Raw genomic sequence first — 25,058 nt, 5'->3', positions numbered from 1 at the left:
CAGCCGCCAGGAGCCGTCCGCCCGGCGCAGCAGCCGCACCCGCAGCGCGTCGTGCCGGTCCAGCAGCGCCTGCAGGACGGTGACCGCCTGCTCGGTGGTCAGCTCCGCGGGGACGCGCAGCAGCATGGACTGGTTGAACGCGCCGATCGGGCCGCCCAGCTCGCGCAGGTCGTGCACGGCGGGCGTGAGCGGGACCTCGCCGACGCCCGCGGCCGGGTCCACCACGACGTGGTCGGTCAGCTCGCGGGCGGTGCGCGCCAGCGCGGCCACCGTGCGGCGCAGGAACACCTCGCGCGCGGTGAGCACCAGGCCCGCGCGGCGGGCGCGCGCCACCAGCTGGATGGAGGTGATGCTGTCGCCGCCCAACGCGAAGAAGTCGTCGTCGGCGCCCACCTCCGGCCGGTTCAGCAGCTCGGCGACCAACCCGCACAGCACCGCCTCGCGCCGGGTGCGCGGTGCGCGGGTCGTCGCGGTGGTGCCGGGGTCCACGGGCGCGGGCAGCGCCGCGCGGTCGAGCTTGCCGTTGGGGGTCAGCGGCAGCTCGGCCAGCGGCACGAAGACGGCGGGGACCATGTGCTCGGGCAGCGACGCGCCCAGGAACTCGCGCAGGGCGGCCTGCCCGGGCAGGGTGTGCCCCGCCCGCGGCACCACGTGCGCCACCAGGCGCGCCGCGCCCGCGCCCCCGGTGCCGTGGTCGAGTGACACCACGGCCCGGCTGATGGCCGGGTGCCGACGCGCGGCGGCCTCGACCTCCGCCGGTTCGACGCGGAAGCCGCGCAGCTTGACCTGCTCGTCGACCCGGCCCAGGTACTCCAGGACGCCGTCGGCGGTCCACCGCACCAGGTCCCCGGTGCGGTAGGCGCGCGTGCCCGGCGGGCCGTACGGCGCGGCGACGAACCGCTGCGCGGTCAGTCCGGGCCGGTCGAGGTAGCCGCGGGCGAGCTGGGCGCCTGCCAGGTACAGCTCGCCGGGGACACCGGTCGGCACCGGCCGCAGGTGCTCGTCGAGCACGAGCACCCGGGTGTTGCACGCCGGTCGCCCGATCGGCACCGGCCCGTCCGACAGCGGGGCGCCCGGGGCGACCCGGTGCCGGACGCAGCCGATGGTGGCCTCGGTGGGGCCGTAGTGGTTGGTCACCGCCGCCGCCGGGTGCCGCTCCCGCCAGTCGCCGAGCGCGGACGCGTGCAGTTGCTCGCCGCCGACCACCAGGTCCTCGGTGGGCGACATGCGCTCGGGCGCCGAGTCGAACAGCGCCAGGTGGCTGGGGGTGACCTTGAGGAAGGTGCACGGCCGGGCCTCGCCCGGGTCGTCGTCCCGGTCGTCGTCCTGGATGGCGAACGCGTCCGCGGACTCCTCCACCCGCAGGCACCCGCCCGCCGCCAGCGGCACGAACAGGGTGGTGGCCGCCAGGTCGTACGCCGTGGACGAGTGCAGGACGGCGACGCCCGCCGCGCCGGGGAACTCCTCCCGCGCCCACGCGACGTAGTTCGCCAGCGCCGAGTGCGAGACCACGACGCCCTTGGGCTCGCCCGTCGAGCCGGAGGTGTACACGACGTACGCTGCACTGTCCCCAGTGGACTCCACCGCGGGGAGTCGTTCGGGGGGCAGGCCTGCGAGTTCGTCGCGCACCCCCGGGGCGTCGAGCACCAGGGTCGGCGTGCCCGCCGAGTCGATGTCCTTCGTGGCCAGCAGCAGGGCGGGCCGGGCATCCGCGAGCAGGGCCGCGGTGCGCCCCGCCGGGTGGTCGGGGTCGAGCGGCAGGTAGGCGGCTCCCGCCTTGAGCACGGCGAGCAGCGCCACGAGCAGCCCTGCCGACCTCGGCAGCGCCACCGCGACGACCCGCCCGGCGCCGACCCCGCGGGCCCGCAGCAGCCTGGCCAGTCGGTTCGCCCGCGCGTCGAGTTCCGCGTGCGTGACCACCTCCGCACCGCACAGCACGGCGGGCGCGTGCGGGGTCCGGTCCGCCCACGCCCCGATGAGCGCGTGCACCCCGACGGCGGGCACCTCCCGGACCGGGCCGCGGCCGAGGTCCAGCAGCCGTTCCCGCTGCGGCTCGTCCACCAGGTCGACCCGGCTGATGGGCTGGTCCGGGTCGTCGGTCATGGCGGTGAGCACCCGGCGCAGCCACCCGGTGATGCGCTCGGCGGTGGACCGGTCGAACAGGTCGAGGTCGAACTCCACCGACGCGGCGACGCCCGCCGGGTCGCCGTCGGCCGTGCCCCGCTCGGCGAAGGAGAAGGACAGGTCGAACTTGGCCGATGGCGGGCCCGCCGGGACGTGGGTGACGTCCAGGCCGGGGGCGCGCGTGGCGGGCGGTTCGGTGTTCTGCAGGGTCAGCATCACCTGGAACAGCGGGTGCCGCGACAGCGACCGCGGCGGGTTGAGGTGGTCCACCAACTGCTCGAAGGGCAGGTCCTGGTGGGCGTAGGCGGCGAGGTCGGTGTCGCGGACGCGGGCGAGCAGGTCCCGGTGGGTGGGGTCGCCGGAGGTGTCGGTGCGCAGGACCAGGGTGTTGACGAAGTTGCCCACGAGGGAGTCGAGGGCGGTGTCGGTGCGACCGGCGATCGGCGTGCCCAGCGGGATGTCGGTGCCCGCCCCCAGCCGGGTCAGCAGCGCCGCGACACCGGCGTGCAGCACCATGAACACGCTCACCCGTTCCCGGCGGGCGAGCGCGGCGATCCGCCCGTGCAGCCGCGCGTCGAGCGGGAACGCGATCCGGTCGCCGCGCCCGCTGGGCTCCACCGGCCGCCCGCGGTCGGTGGGCAGCGCCAGCTCGTCGGGGAGCCCGGCCAGCGCGGTGCCCCAGAACGCCAGCTCGGTGGCGGCCCGGCTGCCCGGGTCGTCCGCGGAACCGAGCAGTTCCCGTTGCCACAGCGCGTAGTCGGCGTAGCGCACCGGCAGCGGCGGCGGCGCGAAGCGCAGGCCGCGGCACCGCGCCGCGTAGGCGTTCGCGACGTCGGTCAGCAGCGGGCCCAGCGACCACCCGTCGGCCGCGATGTGGTGGATGGACAGCAGCAGGTGGTGCTCGGCCGGGCCGAGCGCGAACAGCGTGGCGCGCAGCGGCGGTTCCACGGTGAGGTCGAAGCCCCTGGCCAGCTCCGCGTCGACGGCGTGGTCCAACCGCCCCGCCCCGACCTCGACCAGGACCAGGTCCGCGCCCGTGGCCGAGCCCGGGTCCAGCACCAGTTGGTGCGGTTCGCCGCCCCGCTCGGGGAAGACGGTCCGCAGGGGTTCGTGGCGGGCGACGACGTCGTGCAGCGCGCCGCGCAGCGCCTCGCGGTCCAGCTCCCCGGTCAGCCGCAGCGACAGCGGCATGTTGTACGCCGCGCCCGAGTCCTCGATCCGGTTCAGCAACCACAGCCTGCGCTGCCCGGACGACAGCGGGACCCGGTCGGGCAGGACCGCCCGCCGCAGCGGCGGCCGACCGGCGCCGCCGGGCCGGGCCCGGTCGAGGCGCTCGGCCAGGCCCGCCGCGGTCGGGGTCTCGAAGACCGACCGCACCCCGAGGTCCACCCCCAGCGCCGCGCGGACGCGGGCGGTCAACCGGGTGGCGAGCAGGGAGTGCCCGCCCAGGTCGAAGAAGTCGTCATCGACACCGACCCCCGGCACGCCGAGTACGTCGGCGAACAGCCCGCGCAGCAGTTCCTCGTGCGGGGTGCGGGGCTGCCGGGCGGGTGCGCCGGTCGCGGTCGGGGGCAGCGGGTCGGTCGCCAGCCGCCTGCGGTCGGTCTTGCCGCTCGCCGTGCGCGGCAACGCCCCCAGCGCCACCACCAGGGCCGGGACGAGGTGCCGGGGGAGCCGGGTGCCGAGCAGGTGCCGCAGCCGCGCCGGGTCCACGTCGTGGCCGGGTGCGGCGGAGACGAAGGCGACCAGCCGCTGCTCACCGGGGGTGTCGGTGCGCGCGACCACCGCGGCGCCCGCCACGCCGGGCAGCGCCGCGAGCGCGGCCTCGACCTCGCCCGGCTCGACGCGCACCCCGCGGACCTGCACCTGCTCGTCGACGCGGCCCACGAACTCCAGCACGCCGTCGGCGGTCCAGCGCGCGCGGTCGCCGGTGCGGTACAGCCTGCCCCCGGCCGTGCCCGCCGCGGCCGTGCCGAACGGGTCGGCCACGAACCGCGACGCCGTCTCGCCCGGCCTGCCCAGGTAGCCCCGCGCCAGGGCGGGGCCCGCCACGTACAGCTCGCCGACCACGTGCGGCGGCACCGGCCGCAGGTGCCCGTCGAGGACGTGCACCCTGGCCCCCGCGATCGGGGTCCCGATCGGGGCGGCGGCGGTGCGCAGCGGGTCGCTCACCGTGGCGCACACCGTGGTCTCGGTGGGGCCGTAGGCGTTCACCAGCCGGTGGACCGGTCCCCACCGGCCCGCCAGCTCGGCGGGCAGGGCCTCACCGGCGAGCACGAGGGTCACGCCCGCGGGCACGTCCTCCGGCGCCAGCTCGGCGAGCACCGACGGGGGCGCGGTCAGGTGCGTCACCCGGTGCTCGGCGAGCAGGTCGACGAGCAGGTCGGGGGTCATCGGCTCGTCCGGGGGCAGCACCAGGGCCGCGCCGGTCCCCAGGGCCATGCACAGCTCCCACACCGAGGCGTCGAAGGCGGGGGAGGCGAACCGGAGCACCCGCGAGCCCGGCCGCACGCCGAGTCGTTCCCGCTGCGTGGCCACGAGCGCGGCGACCCCGGTGTGCGAGACCACCACGCCCTTGGGGGTGCCGGTGGAACCCGAGGTGTGGATCAGGTAGGCGGCTCGGGCCGGGTGCGGCGGCCCGCCGCGCTCGGCGTCGGTCGGTTCCCGGTCCGGCAGCCCGGCCAGCTCGGCTCGGGCGCCCGGGGCGTCGAGGGCGGTCCAGGCGGCGTCGGGGACGTCGGCCAGCGCCGCCGCCGTGCGCTCGTCGGACAGCAGCACGACGGGTCGGGCGTCGGCGACCACCGCGGCGAGCCGGTGCGCGGGGTGGTCCGGGTCGAGCGGGAGGTAGGTCGCGCCCGACTTCACCACGGCGAGCGCGGCGACGACCTGGTCCACCGACCGCCGCAGCGCCACCGCGACCGCCTTCTCCGGCGCCGCGCCGCGGGCGAGGAGGAAGTGCGCGAGCCGGTTGGCCCGCCGGTGCAGCCACGCGTGGGTGCGGGTGGTGCCGTCGGGCTCGACCAGGGCCGTCGCCTCGGGGGTCGCGGCGGCCTGGGCCGCGAAGAGTTCGGCGAGGGTGGCCTGCGGGGGCGCGGGAGGGGCGTCGGCGCGCAGGAACCGGCGCCGCTCCGCCGGGTCCAGGACCTCGACCTGGCTCAGCCGCTGGTCGGGGTCGGTGGCCAGGGCGTCGAGGACGCGCAGCAGCCGCTCGGCGATGGCGCGCGCGGCCGCGCGGTCGAACAGGTCGGTGCGGAACTCGAGGTGCCCGTCGACGCCGTCCGGTCCGCCGTCGGCGGTCCACCGCTCGGAGAACTGGAACGTCAGGTCGAACTTGGCCCCGCCGGTCGCGACCGGCTGGTGCTCGACCAGCACGCCGGGCAGCTCCAGCGCGGGCGCGGCGGTGTTCTGCACGACCAGCATGACCTGGAACAGGGGGTGCCCGCCGGGGACGCGCTGGGGGTTGAGGTGTTCGACAAGCTGGTCGAACGGGGTGTCCTGGTGGGCGTAGGCGGTGAGGTTGGTCTGGCGGGTCCTGGCGAGCAACTGGCGCAGGGTGGGGTCCGCGCCGGTGTCGGTGCGCAGCACGAGGGTGTTGACGAAGAAGCCGACGACGTTGTCGAGCGCGTCGTGGGTGCGGTTCGCGGTGGGGGTGCCCAGGGCGATGTCGGTGCCCGCGCCGAGGCGGGTCAGCAGCGCGGCGAGCGCGGTCTGCAGTGTCATGTGGACGGTGGCCCGGTGGGTGCGGGTGAGCGCCGCCAGCCTGCCGTGCAGGGCGGGCGGGATGGTGAAGCCGATGTGGTCACCCGCGTGCGTCGCGGTCGCGGGCCGGGGGCGGCTGGTGGGCAGGGGGGTGGTGGCCGGGATGCCGCGCAGGGCGTCGGCCCAGTGCGCGAGGTGGTGGTGCAGGGCGGAATCCGGGTCGTCCGCGTCGCCGAGGGCGGCGTTGTGCCACAGGGTGTGGTCGGCGTAGTGCACCGGCAGCGGGGTGAACTCCGGGGCGCGACCGCCGCTGCGGGCGAGGTAGGCGGTGGTGAGGTCGCGGGCCAGGGGGGTGAGCGACCAGCCGTCGCAGGCGATGTGGTGCACGACCACGAGCAGCACGTGCTCCTCGGCGCCCAGCGCGTACAGCGCCGAGCGGAAGGGCAGGTCGACGGCGAGGTCGAACTCCCGCGCCGCCTCGGCGGCCAGCACACCGGGCAGGTCGCCCTCGTCGACCGCGGCGCCGACCTGCTCCGGGTGCGCCGTCGCGGCGTCGAGCACGTGCTGGCGCGGCTCGCCGTCCTCGGCCGGGAACACCGTGCGCAGGCTCTCGTGCCGCCGCACCAGGTCTTCCAGTGCCGCCCGCAGCGCCCGGGCGTCCAGCGGGCCGCGCAGCCGGACCGCGAGGGTCACGTGGTAGGCCGCGCCGGAGTGGTCGAACTGGTTGAGGAACCACAGCCTGCGCTGCCCCGGGGAGAGCGGCACGCGGTCCGGTCGCGGCCCCGCGACCAGGGGCGGCCGGACCCGCGCCGGGCCGCCACCCGCCGCGCGGTCGGCCTCGGCCAGGCGGGCCGCGGTCCCCACGACCGTCGGGGCGTCGAACAGCGCGCGCAGCGGCAGGTCGACGCCCAGGGTCGCCCTGATCCGGGTCACCAGCCGGGTGGCCAGCAGCGAGTGCCCGCCCAGGGCGAAGAAGTCGTCATCGATGCCCACCCGGCCGACGCCGAGCACCTCGGCGAACAGGCCGCACAGCACCTCCTCGCGCGGCGTGCGCGGCGGGCGGGACGCGGCGGGGGCGTGCCGGGGGGACGGCAGGGCGGCGTGGTCGAGCTTGCCGGTCGCGGTCAGCGGCAGCTCCGCCAGCGGCACCAGCGTGGTCGGCACCAGGTGCGCGGGCAGGGTCGCGCCCAGGTCCCGGCGCAGGGCGTCGAGGTCGAGCCGGTCGCCGCCGCCGGTGGGCACGACGTAGCCGACGAGCGCGCGCTCGGCCTGCTCCCGGCCGCGCACCGCGGCGGCGGCGTCGGCCACCGCCGGGTGGGCGCGCAGCGCCGCCTCGACCTCACCGAGCTCGACCCGGTGGCCCCGGACCTTGACCTGGCGGTCGGTGCGACCCAGGAAGCGCACCCGGCCCCGCTCGTCGCGCGCGGCCAGGTCCCCGGTGCGGTACATCCGCGTCCCCGCTGGCCCGAAGGGGTCGGCGACGAACCGCTCGGCGGTCAGCCCGACCTGGCCGAGGTAGCCGCGCGCCAGTCCCGCGCCCGCCAGGTACAGCTCGCCGGGCACCCCCGGCGGGGCGGGGCGCAGCGCCGCGTCGAGCACGTGCGCCCGGACGTTGCCCAGGGGCAGCCCGAGCACGGGTTCCCCACCGTCCACCCTGGCCGCCAACGCGCTCACGGTGGCCTCGGTCGGGCCGTAGGTGTTGAAGGCGGTCACGTCGTCGAGCGCGGCCAGCTCGGCCCACCGCACCGCGTCCAGCTCCTCGCCGCCCACCAGCAGCACCCGGGGCGCCCGGTCCCCGGACAGCAGCCCGGCCTCGACCAGGACCGGCAACTGCGAGGGGGTGGCGTGCAGCGCGTCGAGCCGGTGCTCGCGGGCGTACTCGACCAGCTCGACGGCGTCGGTCAGCAGTTCCTCGCCCAGCACGTGCAGGGTGGCGCCGTGCAGCATGGCGGCGAGCTGCTTGATCGAGGCGTCGAACAGGAAGCTCGACGTCAGCCCCATCCGGCCGCCCGGCTCCCACAGCGCCGGGTGCGGCAACGCGGCGGGCAGGACGGCGCAGTAGTTGGCGACCGCCGCGTGCCCGACGACCACCCCCTTGGGCCTGCCCGTCGACCCGGAGGTGTGGATGACGTGCGCGGGGTGCTCCGGCAGCAGCGGCGTGGTGCGCTCGGCGTCGGTGGGCGCGGTCGCGGCCCGCCCGCGCAGCCGCGCGCGGACCCCGGGGTCGTCGAGTTCCACGATCGGCACGCCGTGACCGGGGGGCAGTGCGGCGGCGGTGGCGGTGGTGGTCAGCACGGCCGCCGCCGCGGTGTCGGCGAGCAGCAGCGCGACCCTGGCCGGGGGCAGGGCCGGGTCCAGCGGCAGGTACGCCGCGCCCGCCTTGAGCACGGCGAGCAGGGCGACCACGGTCCGCGCCGAGCGCGGCAGGAACAACCCGACCACCCGCTCCGGGCCGATGCCGCGCTCGGCGAGCAGGTGCGCCAGCCGGTTGGCCTCGGCGTCCACCTCGGCGAAGGTGAGCGCGTCCGCGCCGGACACCAGGGCGACCGCGTCGGGGGTGCGGGCGGCCTGGGCCTTGAACAGCGCGGCGGGGCTCGTGGCGGGCACGGGGACGGCGGTGTCGTTCCCGGCGCGCGCGAACCGGGCGCGCTCGGCCGGGTCGACCGGGTCGAGCAGGCCCAGTGGCCGCCGGGGGTCGGCGGCGAGCCCGGTCAGCGCCCGCACCAGCCAGGCCAGCACCCGCTCGGCCCGCTGCCGCGGCACCGCGTCCGGGCGGTGGTCCAGCCGCAGCCGCAGCCGGGGGCCGGGCACGGCGACGAGCACCAGCGGGTAGTGCGCCGCGCCGCGCAGGTGCGCGGCGGTGATGCGCGGCTCCCCGGCCGCGGGCGGTGCCGCGGCCGGGTCCAGCGGGAAGTTCTCGAACACCAGCAGGGTGTCGAACAGCTCGCGCAGCCCCGCGGCCCGCTGCACCTCGGGCAGCCCGAGGTGCTGGTGCTCGAGCAGGCCCGCCTGCCGGTCGCGCAGGCCGCGCAGCAGGTCGAGCACGGGGGCGGCCGGGTCGAGCGGCACCCGCACCGGCACGGTGTTGATGAACAGCCCCACCATCGACTCGGCGCCGGGCAGGTCGGCGGGCCTGCCGGAGACCGTGGTGCCGAACACGACGTCGCGCCGCCCGGTCAGCGCGCCGAGCACCACCGCCCACGCGCCCTGCACGAGCGTGCTCGTGGTCAGCTCCGCCGCCCTGGCCACCGCCGTCAGCGCGGCGGTCTGCTCCTCGGTCAGCTCGGCGGTCAACTGCTCCGGTGCCGAGGACCCGGTGCGCCCGGCCACCAGGGTGGGGCCGTCCAGGTCGGCCAGCTCCGCCCGCCACGCCCGCGCCGCCGCGGCGCGGTCCTGCCGGTCCAGCCAGGCGAGGTGGTCGCGGTGGGGGGTCACCGGCGGCAGGGTGGCGCCCGCGTACAGCGCGCCCAGCTCGCGCACCAGGACCGGCACCGACCAGCCGTCGAGCAGGATGTGGTGGTGGGTCCACACGAGGCGGTGCAGCCGCTCGTCGAGCCGCAGCAGGGTGCAGCGCAGCAGCGGCGGCCTGGCGAGGTCGAACGGCCGCGCCCGGTCCTCGGCGGCCAGCCGGTCGGCGGTCGCCGCGCGCTCGGCCGGGGTGGCGCCGGTCAGGTCCAGCTCGCGCCAGTCGGGCTCCACCGCCCTGGCGACCACCTGCACCGGGTCGCCGGAGGCGCGCGGCCGGAACGCCGCGCGCAGGTTCGCGTGCCGGGCCAGCAGGGCCGCCACCGCCGCCCGCAGCCTGCCCGGGTCGACCCCGTCGGCCAGGTCCAGGGTGAGCTGCGCGGCGTAGACGTCGGCCTCGCGGCCGTCGTGCATGGCGTGGAAGAGCAGTCCCGCCTGCAGCGGCGCGAGCGGGAGGACGTCGTCGAACTTCGGCTGCCTCACAGCGGCGATCCCCAATCCATGTCGATCTCGTCCTCGAGCTCGTCGATCTCGTGCTGGCTCAGCTCCACCAGCGGCAGGTCGGACGGGGTGAGCCCGCCCGAGGCCAGGTGCCCGGCGAACCCGGCCAGGCCGGTCAGCGCCCGCTCGCAGGCGCGCACCAGCGCCGCGACGCCGTCGGCGGGCAGCAGCGACGCGGGCCACGACCAGGTGGTGCGCAGCCGCGGCCCGTCCGGTCCCCGGTGCACCACCGCGGCCACCTCCAGCGCGTGCGCCACCGGCAGGTCCGGGTCGGCACCGGGCACCGCGGCGCCCTCGGGGGCGAAGTCCCAGTCCGCGGCGGCGCGGTCGGCGCCGTCCACCGCGCCGAGGTAGTTGAACCCGATCTGGGCGGTGGGCAGGGCGGCCAGCGCGGCCCGGGCGGTCGGGTCGAGGTGGCGCAGCAGGCCGAAGCCCGCGCCCCGGTCGGGGACCGCCCGGAGCTGCTCCTTGACCCGCTTGAGCGCCTGCCCGGCGGCGGGACCGCCGCGCAGCGCCTCGTCGAGGTCCAGGTGCCCGGGGCCGATGCGCACCGGGTGCAGGGCGGTGAACCACCCGACCGTGCCGGACAGGTCCAGGCCGGGGGCCAGGTCCTCGGTCCGGCCGTGCCCCTCCACGTCGACCAGCACGCCGCCGCGGTCGGTGCCGCCCCGTTCGCGCCGCCAGGCCGCCACCCCCAGTGCGAGGGCGGTGAGCAGCACGTCGTCGACACCGGCGTGGTAGGCCGTGGGCAGGGTGCTGAGCAGCGGCTCGGTGGTCTCCGGCGGCAGCACCGCCACCAGCGTCCGGACCGTGCCCTCGGTGTGCGCGGCCGGGTCGAGCGGCTGGTCGGTGAGCGGGGTGCCCGCGTCGCGGAGCACGTCTGTCCACAGTGGCAGTTCGGCGAGCCGCTCCGGTCGCGCGGCGGCGCGGTTCAGCTCCCGGACCCACCGGCGGTACGACGTGCCCGCGCGGGTCGCCTCGGGCGCGCGCCCGGCCGAGACCGCCCGCCACGCCGCGGCGAGGTCGGCGCGCAGGATTCCCCAGGCCACCGCGTCCACGGCCAGGTGGTGCACCACCAGGAGCAGGCGGCCGGGCCTGGTCGACCCCGCGTCGAACCACACCGCTCGGACCAACTCGCCCTCGCGCGGTGCCAGTGCCCGCCGGGCCAGTTCGCCGTGGTGCTCGACCGCCTCGCGCAGCGCGGTGCCGTCGTGGTCGCGAACGTCCACCTGGGACAGAACGTTCCGCGTCGGGTCGGCGCCCGGTGGGGCGGTGGTGAACGACCAGTCCCCGGCCGCGTCGACCACCAGGCGCATCCGCAGCGCGTCGTGCCGCCGCAGCACCGCGTCCAGCACCACCCGCAGGCCGCGCGGGTCGAGCCCGACCGGCGTGGTGAACAGCGCCGACTGGTTGAACCCGTCGACCGGCCCGCCGCGCTCGCGCAACCAGTGCGCGATCGGCGCGGGCGGCAGCTCCCCGAACGCCTCCGCCGGGTCTTCGGCCACCGGGTCCGCGAGGTCGGCGGCGACCGCGGCCAGCGCGGCGGGCGTGCGGTGCCGGAACACCTCGCGCGGGCTGAAGTGCAGGCCGGCTGCCCGGGCGCGCGCCACCAGCCGGATGGAGACGATGCTGTCGCCGCCCAGCTCGAAGAAGCTGTCCGAGGGGCCGACCCCGGGCAGCCGCAGCACCTCGGCGAACAGCTCGCACAGCCGCGCCTGCTTGGCGTCCGCGGGTTCCCCGCCCGAGATCAGGGGTGCGAAGTCCGGGGCGGGCAGCGCGGCGCGGTCGAGCTTGCCGTGCGGGGTCAGCGGCAGGGCGTCCAGCACGACGACGGCGGCGGGCACCAGGTGGGCGGGCAGGGTGTCGGCCAGTTCCCCGCGCACCCACGCCTGCGACAGCTCCACCGCACCGGGGCCCGGGTTGCCGGGGACGACGTAGGCGACCAACCGGCGGTGCCCGTCCTCGTCGTCGCGGGCGACCACGGCGGCCAGCGCCACCCCCGGCAGCACGGTCAGCGCGGCCTCGACCTCCCCCGGCTCGACCCGGAACCCGCGCACCTGCACCTGGTCGTCGGCCCGGCCGAGGTGGTCCAGCCGACCGTCCGCGCGCCACCGCACCACGTCACCGGTGCGGTACGCCCGCGCTCCCGGCGGGCCGAACGGCGCGGCGACGAACCGCTCGGCGGTCAGACCCGGCCTGCCGAGGTAGCCCTGCGCGATCCCGCCGCCCACCAGGTACAGCTCGCCCCAGGTGCCGGTGGGCACCGGCCGCAGCCGCTCGTCCAGCACCGCCAGCCACCGGCCGGGCAGGCCGCGGCCGACGCCGCTGCCCGGTGCCGCCTCCGCCACCACCGACCGGTCCAGGGGCCGGTGGGTCACGTGCACGACGCCCTCGGTGATGCCGTACATGTTCGCCAGGGCCGCCGACCGGCTCACCGGGTGGGCGTACCAGTCGGCCAGCCGCCGGGCCCGCAACGCCTCACCGCCGAGGACCACGTGCCGCAGGGCGAGCCGGTCGGCGGTGGGCTCCGCCGCGAGGGCCGCGGTCAGCGGGTGGAACGCCGACGGGGTCTGGTTGAGCACGGTCACCCGTTCGCGGACCAGCAGGGCCAGCAGGTCGTGGGGCGAGCGGGAGACCTCGTGGCTGACCACGACGAGCCGCCCGCCGTGCACCAGCGCCCCCCAGATCTCCCACACGGAGAAGTCGAACGCGGGGGAGTGGAACAACGCCCACACGTCACCGGGCCCGAACCCGAACAGCTCCGCGGTCTCGGCGAACAGCGCCGCCGCCTCCCGGTGCGCCACCACCACGCCCTTGGGCCTGCCGGTGGAACCCGAGGTGTGGATGACGTACGCGGGGGAGTCGGGGAGCACCACCGCGCCGGGGTCGGTGTCGGGCCGCGCGGCCAGCGCCGCGACCGTGTCCGGGTCGTCCAGGCGCAGCACGGCGACCGGCCCCGGGTCCACCGGTGCGGTGGCCGACCGGGCGACGACCAGCGCGGGCCGGGCGTCGGTGAGGATCAGCGCGATCCGCTCGGCCGGGTAGTCCGGGTCGACCGGCAGGTAGGCGGCGCCCGCCTTGAGCACCGCGAGCATCGCCACGACCAGCTCCGCCGACCGGGGCAGCAGCAGCGCGACCGGCCGCCCGCCGCCCGCTCCCCGCGAGCGCAGCAGGTGCGCCAGCCGACCGGCCCGCGCGTCGAGGTCGGCGTAGGTCAGCGTGGCGTCCTCGGCGGTCACCGCCACCGCATCCGGGGCCCGCCGGGCCCGCTCGGTGAACCGCTCCACCAGCGTCGCCGCACCGCCGGGCACCGCGGGTGCCGGTGCGCCGAGGAGCCTGCGCCGCTCGGCCGGGTCCAGCACGTCCACCTGCTCGATGGGCTGGTCCGGGTCGGCCACCACGGCGTGCAGGACGCGGACCAACCGCCTGCCGAGCTGTTCGGCGGTGTCGCGGTCGAACAGGTCGGTCCGGTAGCGCAGCGCGGTGTGCAGCCCGGCCGGTGCCGCGTCGTCGGTGTGCTGCTCGTGGACGGTGACGGCCAGGTCGAACTCGGTCGGCCCGGGGTCGAGCGGCAGGCCGCGCACCCGCACCCCGGGCAGGTCCAGGTCCGCCCGCTCGGTGTTCTGCAGGGTCAGCACCACCTGGAACAGCGGGTGCCGGGACAGCGACCGCTGGGGGTTGAGGTGTTCGACCAGTTGCTCGAAGGGCAGGTCCTGGTGGGCGTAGGCGGTGAGGTCGGTGTCGCGGACGCGGGCCAGGAGTCGGCGGTGGGTGGGGTTGCCCGAGGTGTCGGTGCGCAGGACGAGGGTGTTGACGAAGTTGCCGACGAGGGGGTCGAGCGCGGAATCGGTGCGGCCCGCGACGGGGGTGCCGATCGGGATGTCGTGGCCCGCGCCGATGCGGGTCAACAGCACCGCGAGCGCTGCCCGCACCGACATGAACACGGTCGCGCCCGTCTCCCGGGCCAGCTCGACCAGGCCGCGGTGCACGCTCGCCGGGAGCGTGAACTCGACGCTCCCCGCGGGCTGGTCGGTGGGCAGCGCGGGCCTGGTCCGGTCGAACGGCAGCGGCAGTTCCTCCGGCAGACCGGCCAGCGCCGCGCTCCAGTGGGCGAGCTGGGTGGACCGGAGGCTGCCGGCGTCGTCCTCGGCGCCGAGCAGTTCCCGTTGCCACAGCGCGTAGTCCGCGTACTGCACGGGCAGCGGTGCCGCGCCGCCCGCCTCCCCGGTGAGCCGGGCGCGGTAGGCCGCGGCCAGGTCGCGGGCCAGCGGCGCCAACGACCACCCGTCGCCCGCGATGTGGTGCAGGACGACCAGCAGGACGTGCTCGCCGGGTGCCACGGCGAACAGCGCCACGCGCAGCGGGACGTCGGTGGACAGGTCGAAGGGGCGCGCCGAGGTGGCGGCCAGCAGCCCGGCCAGGTTTTCCTCGGCGGCGGGCACGGCAACCAGCGGGGTATGCGCCGCGCCCGCGTCGACGACCACCTGCGCGGGTGTCCCGTCCACGTCCGGGAAGACCGTGCGCAGGCTCTCGTGCCGGGTGGTGACGTCGAGGAGCGCGGCGTCGAGGGCCGCCACGTCCAGCTCGCCGGAGAGCCGCAGGGCCATCGGGATGTGGTAGGTGCCGCGGGCCGCCTCGAACCGGTTGAGGAACCACAGCCGAAGCTGGCCGGAGGACAGCGGCACGTGCTCGGGCCGGGTAAGGGCGCGCACCGGTGGGCGCACCGGGCTGTCGCCCGCGTCCGCGAGCCGCGCGGCGAGCGCGGCCACCGTGGGCGCCTCGAACACCGACCGCACCCGCAGCTCGACCCCGAACACCGACCGCACCCGGTTGACCAGGCGCATCGCCAGCAGCGAGTGCCCACCCAGGTCGAAGAAGCCGTCGTCGACGCCGACCGATGGCACCTCCAGGACGTCGGCGAACAGCCCGCACAGCAGTTCCTCGGCGCCGGTGCGCGCCGCCCGCGCCGGGGCGGGGGCGGAGCGCACCGGCGCGGGCAGCGCGGCCTGGTCCAGCTTGCCGTGCACGGTCAGCGGCAACGCCTCCAGCAGCACGACGGCGGCGGGCACCATCGGCTCGGGCAGCACCCGCGCGGCGTGGCGGCGCAACTGCTCCGCGTCCACCCCCGACGCCGCCCCACCCGCGGCGACGGCGTAGGCCACCAGCTCGACCGCACCCGAGGGCCCAGGCCTGGCCACGACCGCGGCCCGCGCCACCGCCGGGTGGCGGGCCAGCGTGGCGGCCACCTCGTCCGGCTCGACCCGGACACCGCGCACCTTCACCTGGTCGTCGGTGCGGCCCAGGAACTCCAGCGCCCCGTCCGGGTACCGCCGCACGCGGTCGCCCGTGCGGTACATGCGCTCGCCGGGACCGCCGTGCGGGTCGGCGACGAACCGCTCAGCGGTGCGACCGGGTGCGCGGTGGTAGCCGCGCGCCAGTTGCGCCCCCGCCAGGTACAGCTCACCGGGCACGCGCTCGGGCACCGGGCGCAGGTGCTCGTCGAGCACGTACGCGCGGGTGTTCCACACCGGCAGTCCGATGGGGACGGTGGGCTCCGGCCGGGCGGGCGCGGGGCGCCACGCGGTGACGTCCACCGCCGCCTCGGTGGGCCCGTACAGGTTGTCCGGCGCGATGCCCAGCACCCGCTCGCAGCGGGCCGCGAGCGCGGTGGGCAGGGCTTCGCCGCTGCACAGCACCCGGCGCAGGCCGGTGCCCGCCGCGGCGGGCGCGTCCAGGAAGACGTCCAACATGGACGGTACGAAGTGCGCGGTGCCCACCCGCTCGCGGCGCACCAGCTCGGCGAGGTGGTCGGGCTCGCGGTGCCCACCCGGTCGGGCGAGCACCACGGCCGCGCCCGCGATCAGCGGCCAGAACAGCTCCCACACCGACACGTCGAAGCTCGTCGGCGTCTTGTGCAGCACCCGGTCCTCGGCGGTCAGGCCGTACTCGGCCTGCGCCCACAGCAGCCGGTTGGCGATGGCGGCGTGCGGCACGAGGACACCCTTGGGGCGCCCGGTGGAGCCCGAGGTGTGGATCAGGTACGCCGGGTTGCCCGGGACGGCGGTGGGCGGTGGCGCGGACGCGGGGCGCGCGGCGAGGTCCCCACCCACCTCGTCGAGCAGGATCTGCTCCACGGCGGCGAACCCCGCGCCGTCGAGCACCCCGGACGTGCCGCGGTCGGTGAGCAGGGCGACGGGCCCGGCGTCGTCGACCACCCGGGAGAGCCGTTCGGCCGGGTGCTCGGGGTCCAGCGGCAGGTAGGCGGCACCGGTCTTGAGCACCGCCACGAGGGCGACGACCGACTCGACCGAGCGGGGCAGCGCCACCCCCACGGTCTTCTCCGGTCCCGCGCCGGAACCGGCGAGCAGGTGGGCGAGCCGGTTCGCCCGCTCGTGCACCCGCGCGTAGGTGTGGGTGGTCCCGTCGTGGTCGACGACCGCAACCGCGTGCGGTGTGCGCGCCGCCTGGGCTTCGAGCAGTGCGGTCAGGGTGGTCGCGGGCAGCGGGTGGGTCGTCGTGGCGCGCAGGAGCCGGTGCTCCTCCGCCGCGTCGAGGACGTCGACCCGGCTGACGCGCTGGTCGGGGTCGGCGGCGAGGGCGTGCAGGACCCGCACGAGCCGGGTGGCGATGCCGCGCGCGGTCTCCCGGTCGAACAGGTCGGTGCGGAACTCCAGCCTGCCGGTGATGCCCCCGGCCGCGCCGTCGGGCAGGCGGGTCTCGGTGAAGCCCAGCCACAGGTCGAAGTTCGCCCTGCGCACGGTGGTCGGCTCGTGCTCGACGCGGACGCCCGGCAGGCGCAGCACCGGCTCGGCGGTGTTCTGCAGGACGAGCATCACCTGGAACAGCGGGTGCCTGCCGGGGTCGCGCCGCGGGTTGAGGTGTTCGACGAGCCGCTGGAACGGCAGGTCCTGGTGGGCGTAGGCGTCGAGGTCGACCGCGCGTGCCCTGGCGAGCAGTTCGCGCAGGGTCGGGTCGCCACCGGTGTCCAACCGCAGGACCAGGGTGTTGACGAAGAAGCCGACCAGGTCGTCCAGCGCGTCGTGGGTGCGGCCCGCGACGGGGGTGCCGATGGGGATGTCGGTGCCCGCGCCCACCCGGGTCAGCAGTGCGGCGAGGGCGGCGTGCAGGGCCATGAACAGGGTGGCCCGGTCGGTGCGCACCAGCGCGGTGAGCCGCTGGTGCAGCGCGGCGGGGACGGTGAAGGTGATGTGGTCGCCGGTGTGCGCCGTGGTGTCGGGGCGGGGGCGGCAGGTGGGCAGGGCCAGTTCGGCGGGGGCGCCGCGCAGGGTGGTGGCCCAGTGCTCCAGGTGCCGGGCCGAGCCGTCGCCGTCGAGGGTCCTGTTGTGCCACAGGGTGTAGTCGGCGTACTGCACGGGCAGGGGTGCCTGCTCGGGTTCCCGGCCCCGCGCGCGGGCGGCGTAGGCGGTGGACAGGTCCCTGGCCAACGGGGTGAGCGACCAGCCGTCGCAGGCGATGTGGTGCACGACCAGCAGCAGCACGTGCTCGTGCGTGCCCGTCGCCCACAGCCAGGCCCGCAGCGGGAGGTCGCGGGTGAGGTCGAAACCCCGCTCGGCGCGGGCTCGCAGCAGCGCGGCGACCTCGTCGGCCCGCACCGCCCCGGTGGTGACCAGGCCCTCGCGCACCGCCTCGACGTCGAGCACCCGCTGGTGCGGTTCGCCGTCGTCGGCGGGGAAGACCGTGCGCAGGACCTCGTGCCGCCGCACGACGTCGGCCACCGCCGCCCGCAGGGCGTCGTGGTCCAGCGGCCCGACCAGCCGCACGGCCATCGCCATGTTGTAGGTCGAACCGCTGTCCTCGAAGCGGTTGAGGAACCACAGCCTGCGCTGCGCGTGCGACAGCGGGAGCCGGGCGGGCCGCTCGGCGGGCCGCAGCGGCGGTCGCGCGCGGTCGGCGGGGGTGAGCCGGGCGGCGAGGCCCGCGGCCGTGGGGGCCTCGAACACCTCCCGGACGGCGAGCTCGGACCCCAGCACCGACCGGACGCGGCTGGTCAACCGGGTGGCCAGCAGCGAGTGCCCGCCCAGGTCGAAGAAGTCGTCGTCGACCCCCACCGCGGGCAGGCCGAGCACCTCGGCGAACAGCCCGCACAGGATCTCCTCCTGCGGGGTGCGCGGCGCGGCGCCCGCCGCCGCCGCGGCCACGTCCGGCGCGGGCAGCGCCCGCCGGTCCACCTTGCCGTTGACCGTGAGCGGCAGCGTGGGCAGGGCCACGAACGCCGAGGGCACCATGTACTCCGGCAGCACCTCACCCAGGTGCGGGCCCAGCGCCGCGGTCAGCGCGCGGACGGCGTGCGACCGCTCCGGGTCGCTGGTCCGCCTCGCCTGCCCGGCGTCCTCGGCGGCCAGGTGGGTGCCGTCGAGGGCCCGGCCGCGCGCCTCGGCCGCGTCGACGAGCACCAGGTCCAGCGCGCCGTCCGCCTCCTGGTCCGGGGCCCGCCGGGCCGAGGGGGCGATCACGCAGGTGTAGCCGAGGTCTTCGACCGCCCGGTGCACGGCCTCCACCGTCGGCAGCGCGTCGGGGTCGCGGTCGGTGCCGCCGGTGAGCGCGGCCAGGGCGGTCCGCGGGTCGGTGTCGGCGTCCAGCGCCCGCAGGGCGGCCAGCTCCGGGGCGATCCTGGCGTTGGGCACCCCGGTGACCCGCAGCCGCGCCGGGCGCTCGGCGCGCAGGTGCGCCACCACCCCGGCGAGCCCGGTGACCTCCCGCCCCCAGCGCAGCCGGGGGGCGTCGGCGAGCGCGAGGACCCGGTCCGCGCCCTTGTGCAGCACCACGTCGTAGCGGTACCCGGTCAGCTCGTTGTCGTGGTGGCCGCGCTTGACGCGCAGGTCCACCGCGGTGATCCCGGGGTTCGCCCGCGCGGTGGCGGCGAAGTGGTCGGGGTCGACCAGCAGCTCCTCCTCCAGCAGCAGGCCGCGCCGCACGGCGGTGCGCACGGCCGCGGCGGTGCCCGCGCCCCCGCGGCGGAGCTGCACGGCGGTGCCCAGGCACCGGGCGAGGCGCAGGTCCCGCACGTCGCCGACGAACACCGCCCCGCCCGGCCGGACCAGCTCGACGGCGCGGGCCAGCACCCGGTCCAGGTAGTCGGCGGAGGGGAAGTACTGGACGACGGAGTTGATCACCACCGTGTCGAAGTGGTCGGTGGGCAGCCCGGTGGTGTCCTCGCCCGCCTGGCAGCGCAGCTCGACCCGGCCCGCCAGCTCCGGCCGGGTGGCCAGGTGCTCGCGCAGCCGGTCGACGGCCGAGGGGGAGAAGTCGGTGCCCCAGTACGACTCGCAGTCCCCGGCCAGCTCGGCGAGCAGCAGGCCGCTGCCGACGCCGATCTCCAGCACCCGCCGCGGTCGCAGCGAGCGGATGCGCTCGACGGTCGCCGCCTGCCACTCCCGCATGTCCGCCAACGGGATCGGCTGCCCGTCGTAGCTGCTGTTCCAGCCGGAGAAGTCGCTGCCGAAGCCGCCGCCGGGGGCGGCGAAGTAGGCGTCGGTGCCGTAGAGGGATTCGTAGATGCCGCGCCAGTCCTCGACCTGGTCGCGGCCCGCGCCGCCCTCCGCCGCGCCCGCCGCGGGCACCACGTAGGCCACCAGCCGCCGTTCCCCGGCCCGGTCCTCCCGGACCACCACCGCGGCCCGCCCCACCCCGGGGTGCGCGGTCAGCGCCGCCTCGACCTCGGCGAGCTCCACCCGGAACCCGCGCAGCTTCACCTGGTCGTCGGCGCGGCCCGCGAACTCCAGCCCGCGCGGGGTCCACCGCGCCAGGTCGCCGGTGCGGTACATCCGCGTCCCCGCCGGCCCGAAGGGGTCGGCGACGAACCGCTCGGCGGTCAGCGCGGCCCGGGCGGCGTAGCCCCGCGCCAGCCCGGCACCCGCCAGGTGCAGTTCGCCGACCACGCCCGGCGGCACCGGCCGCAGCCCCGCGTCCAGCACGTAGGCCAGGGTGCCCGCCATCGGCGTGCCGATCGGCACCGTGCGGCCGGGCGGGGAGCCGGGGTCCACCGCGTGGAAGGTCGCGAACGTGGTGGTCTCGGTCGGCCCGTAGACGTGCCGCAGCGCAGTGCCGGGGCAGGCCGCCGCGACCCGCTCGAACGCGGCGGGCGAGACGTCCTCGCCTCCGGTCCACACCTGCCGCAGCGCGCCGAGGGTCGCCGGGCTCTCCTGCGCCAGCAGGTTGAACAGCGCGGTCGTGAAGAAGGCGCAGGTCACACCGCGCTCGGTGATCACCCGGTCCAGGTCGGCCACGCCCAGCTCCCCCGGCGGTGCCTGCACGACGCACCCGCCCGACAGCAGCGGCACCCACAGCTCGTAGGTGGAGGCGTCGAACGAGTGCGGGCTGTGCGCCAGCACCCGGTCCTGCTCGCCGCCGCGCCAGCACGGGTCGAACGCCAGCGACACCACGTTGGCGTGGGTGACCACGACGCCCTTGGGCACGCCGGTGGACCCCGAGGTGAACATGGCGTACGCGGCCCGGTCGGGCTCGACCGGGCGCCGGGGGTCGTGCTCGGGCAGGTCGCCGGGGACCGCGTCGGCCCGCAGCACCGCGAGCCCGTCGGCGGCGGCCCGGCCGGTGAAGGGGTGCTCGGCGCCCGCCGCGTCGGTCAGCAGGATGCCCGCGCCGGTGTCGGCGGCGATCAGCCCCATCCTGGCGCGCGGGTGGCGCGGGTCGAGCGGCACGTACGCCGCGCCCGCCTTGACCACGGCCAGCAGCGCGACCACCAGCTCGGCGGAGCGTTCCACCAGGACCAGCACCGGGCGGTCGTGGTCCGCCCCGTGCCGGATCAGCAGGTGCGCCAGGCGGTTGGCCCGGGTGTCCAGTTCGGCGTAGCCGAGCCGCACGGCGCCCGCGTCCAGCGCGGTCGCGCCCGGGGTGCGCGCGACCTGGGCGGCGAACAGCTCGGCCAGGCCCGCGCCCGGCCGGGCCGGGGCGGGTGGGCGCACCGGGCCGCCGTCGCCGCGGGCGAGCACGGCCCGGCGGCCGTCGTCGTCGAGCAGGTCGAGCCTGCCCACCGGGCACGCCGGGTCGGCGGCGACGGCCGCCAGCAGGCCGAGCAGGTGCGCGGCCAGCCCGCGGGCGGTCGCCGGGTCGAACAGCTCGGTGGCGAACTCCAGCACGCCGTCCAGGCCGTCCGGGCGGCCGTCGGCGGTGCGCCGCTCGGTGAAGGCGAACAGCAGGTCGAACTTCGCCTCGGCCGGGGGCACCGGGACCGCGCCCAGCACCACGCCGGGCAGCCCCGCCTCGGCCCCGGTGTTGTTCTGCAACCCCACCATCACCTGGAACAGCGGGTTGCGGTCGACCGAGCGCCCCGGGTTCAGCTCCTCGACGAGCAGGTCGAAGGGCAGGTCCTGGTGGGCGTAGGCGGCCAGGTCGGTGTCGCGGACGCGGGCGAGCAGGTCGGTGAAGCCGGGGTCGCCGGAGGTGTCGGTGCGCAGCACCAGGGTGTTGACGAAGAAGCCGACGAGGTCGTCGAGCGCCGCGTCGGTGCGCCCGGCGACGGCCGTGCCCAGCGGCAGGTCGGTGCCCGCGCCCACCCTGGTCAGCAGCGCCGCGACCGCGGCGTGCAGCACCATGAACAGCGTCGCCCCGCCGTCGGCGGCCAGCGCGGCGAGCCGGGTGTGCAGCGCGGGCGGGACCGGCAGCGGGACCGCCCCGCCGCGGTAGCGGGCGACCGGGGGCCGCGGCCGGTCCAGGGGCAGGGCGAGCTGTTCCGGGGCGCCCGCCAGGGTGCTGCGCCAGAAGGCGAGCTGGCGGCCACCGGTGCTGTTCGGGTCGCCGGGGTCGCCGAGCACCGCGCGGTGCCAGAGGGTGTAGTCCGCGTACTGCACCGGCGGCGGCGCCCACCCGGGCGCCCGGTCGGCCAGCCGGGCCGCGTAGGCGGTGGCGAGGTCGTCGGCCAGCGGGCGCAGCGACCAGCCGTCGCCCGCGATGTGGTGCAGCACCAGCACCAGGACGTGGTCGTCCTCGGCGAGGGCGAGCAGCCGGACCCGCAGCGGCGGGTCGGTGCGCAGGTCGAACCCGGCGGTGGTGGTCGAGGCGACGGCGGCGTCCAGCCCGGCGGCGTCCACGGTCACCACCGCGGCGTCCACCCGGCCCGCCCGCCCGGCGGGGGGCGGCAGCACCACCTGGTGGGGTTCGCCGTCGGACTCGGGGAAGACCGTGCGCAGGCTCTCGTGCCGGTCCACCACGTCCAGGCAGGCGGCCAGCAGCGCGTCGCGGTCCAGGGGACCGGTGAGCCGCAGCGCGAGCGGGATGTTGTAGGCCGACCCGGACCCCTGCAACCGGTCCAGGAACCACAGCCTGCGCTGCGCGAACGACAGCGGCAGCCGGTCCGGGCGCGCGGCGGGCCGCAGCGGCGGCCGGTCCGTGCCCGCGGCGGTGTCGACCCGCCCGATCAGCCCGGACACCGCGGGCGCCTCGAACAGCGCCCGCACCGGCAGGTCGACGCCGAAGGCCGCGCGGACGCGGCTGATGAGCCCGGTGGCCAGCAGCGAGTGCCCGCCCAGTTCGAAGAAGCTCTCGTCGACCCCCACCTCGGGCAGCCCGAGCACCTGGGCGAACAACCCGCACAGGACCTCCTCCCGCGCGGTGCGCGGGGCCCGGCCGCGACCGGTCGTGGCGACCGGGGCGGGCAGCGCCCGGCGGTCCACCTTCCCGTTCGGGGTCAGCGGCAGCTCGTCGAGCACGACCACCGCCGCCGGGACGAGGTGGTCGGGCAGCACCCCGGCCAGCGCACGGCGCAGGTCGGTGGGTTCGAGGCGGTGCCCGGGGGCGGCCACGGCGTAGGCGACGAGCCCGAGGTCGCCGGGGCGGTGCTCCCGGGCGACGACGACCGCCGCGCCGACGTCCGGCCGCGCGGTGAGCGCGGCGGCCACCTCGCCGGGCTCGACCCGGAACCCGCGGACCTTCACCTGGTCGTCGGCGCGGCCGACGTAGTCGAGTTCGCCGTCCGCCCGCCACCGCACCACGTCCCCGGTGCGGTACATGCGCTCCCCCGGCGGCCCGTACGGGCAGGCCACGAACCGCTGCGCGGTCGGGGAGGGCAGGTCCAGGTAGCCGCGCGCGAGGCCGGGACCCGCGACGTACAGCTCGCCCGCGACCCCGGCGGGCAGCGGGCGCAGGTGCTCGTCGAGCACGTGCAGGCGCAGGTCGGGCAGGCCCCGGCCGATCGGGCTGCCGGTCCGGTGCGCCCGCGGGTCCAGCCGCACCCCGGTGACGTGCACGGTCGTCTCGGTGATCCCGTACAGGTTGACCAGCGCCGGGCTGTCCGGGTGCCGCTCCCGCCAGCCCGCCAGCGACCCCGGGTCCAGCGCCTCGCCGCCGAAGGCGACGCGCCGCACGGACAGCCGGTCGCCCAGCCCCGGGTCCTCGGCGTCGGCGCGGGCGAGCTGGGTGAACGCCGACGGTGTCTGGCTCAGCACGGTGACGCCGGATCGCACCAGCAGCGCCAGGAACTCCTCCGGTGCCCGCGCCACGTCGGCAGGCACCACGACCAGGGTGGCGCCGTGCAGCAGCGCCCCCCAGGTCTCCCAGACCGCGAAGTCGAACGCGGGGGAGTGGAAGGCGCTCCACACGTCGTCCGCGGTGAAGTCGAACAGCTCAGCGGTGGCGGTGAACAGCCGCAGCACGTTGCCGTGCGGCACGACGACGCCCTTGGGGCGGCCGGTGGACCCCGAGGTGTGGATGACGTACGCGGCGGAGTCGGTCGTGGGGGCGAGCGGGCGCTCCTCGGGGGTCAGCTCGCCCGCGGGCGCGGCACCGAGGGCCCGGACCACTCCGGGGTCGTCCAGCAGGACCAGGGTGGCGTCCGGTTCCCGGGGGAGTGCCGCCGCGACGGCCCCGGTGGTCACCACCGCGGTGGGGTGCGCGTCGGCGAGGGTGGAGGCGATGCGCTCGGCGGGGTGCTCGGGGTCGAGGGGCAGGTAGGCGGCTCCCGCCTTGACCACCGCCACCGTCGCCACGACCTGCTCGATCGACCGCGGCAGCGCCAAGGCCACCGCCCGCTCCGGCCGGGCGCCCGCGGCGAGCAGCACCCTGGCCAACCGGTTGGCCAGGGCGTCCAGCTCGCCGTAGGTGAGCGCCCGGTCCCCGCAGACCACGGCCGTGGCCCCGGGGGTGCGGCGGGCGACCGCGGCGAACGCCTCGGCCAGCGTGCCGGTCGGCGGCTCGACCCGGGTGGGGGCGCCCCACTCCAGAAGCTGTCGCCGCTCCGCCCCGTCGAGCAGGTCCACCGCGCTCAGCCGCTGGTCCGGGTCGGCGACCACCGCCGCGAGCACCCGCACCAGCCGCTCGGCGATCCGCTCGGCCCCCGCCCGGTCGAACAGGTCGGTGCTGTACTCCAGGGACCCGTGGACGCCGTGCGGGGTGCCCTGCGCGCCGCGCCGCTCGGTCAGCTCCACGGACAGGTCGAACATGGTCGTCGGCAGCCCGAGGGGCAGCCCCTCGACCGCCAGGCCGGGCAGTCGCGGCGGGGGCGGGGCGGGGTTGTTGTGCAGGACCAGCGCCACCTGGAACAGCGGGTGCCGCGCGGTGGACCGGGCCGGGTTGAGCTCGTGGACCAGCCGCTCGAACGGCAGGTCCCGGTTGGCGAACGCGGCGAGGTCGGCCGCGCGGACCCGGCCGAGCAGTTCGCGCGCGGTCGGGTCGCCCGAGGTGTCCGTGCGCAGCACCAGGGTGTTGACGAACAGGCCGACCAGGTCGTCGAGCGCCTCGTCGGTGCGGTTGCCGACCGGGGTGCCGATGGGGATGTCCCGGCCCGCCCCCAACCGCGACAGCAGCAGGGCCAGTCCCGCCTGCACGACCATGAACAGCGTGGTGCGGCTCTCCCTGGCCAGGGCGCGCAGGCCGCGGTGCAGGTCCGGCGGGATCTCCAGGGGCACGCGGTCGCCGCGGTGGCTCGCGCGGGCGGGGCGCGGTCGCTGCGCCGGGAGGGTCAGCTCGGCGGGCAGGTCGGCCAGCGCGGTCCGCCAGAAGTCGAGCTGCCGCGCCAGTGCGCTGTCCGGGTCGGCGCCGTCGCCGAGCAGTTCGCGCTGCCACAGCGCGGCATCCGGGTACTGCAGCGGCAGCGGTTCCCACTCGGGGGCGCGACCGGCGCGGCGGGCGGCGTAGGCCCGCGACAGGTCGCGCGACAGCGGCGCGAACGACCAGCCGTCGCCCGCGATGTGGTGCAGGACGAGCAGCAGGACGTGCTCGCCCGTTCCCCCCACCTCGTACAGCGCCGCGCGCAGCGGGGGATCGGTGGTGAGGTCGAAGGGCCGGGCCGCCGCCGC

Annotated in this window: 2 protein-coding genes (both cut by a window edge); both read right to left on the bottom strand. The window is 77.3% G+C overall.

Annotated elements, in window-relative coordinates; all coding sequences use genetic code 11:
* Window positions 1-9,771, bottom strand: partial view of a non-ribosomal peptide synthetase gene (locus DFQ13_RS20535; protein WP_181400079.1) — the start only. 13,101 nt of this gene lie to the left of the window's left edge; the window shows 9,771 of its 22,872 coding nt (coding positions 1-9,771); the start codon lies at window positions 9,769-9,771; its stop codon lies off the left edge, out of view.
* Window positions 9,768-25,058, bottom strand: the 3' portion of a protein-coding gene (locus tag DFQ13_RS20530) for a non-ribosomal peptide synthetase (RefSeq protein WP_181400078.1). The gene runs 1,935 nt beyond the window's last position; only the last 15,291 of its 17,226 coding nucleotides appear in the window; its start codon lies off the right edge, out of view — the gene reads right to left on this strand; it ends in the stop codon at window positions 9,768-9,770. The genes DFQ13_RS20535 and DFQ13_RS20530 overlap by 4 nt, the downstream gene beginning before the upstream one ends.

Origin of the sequence: Actinokineospora spheciospongiae, assembly GCF_003182415.1 — a bacterium.
Classification (GTDB): Bacteria; Actinomycetota; Actinomycetes; order Mycobacteriales; family Pseudonocardiaceae; genus Actinokineospora; species Actinokineospora spheciospongiae.
This window is presented reverse-complemented; position numbering and strand designations above follow the sequence as displayed.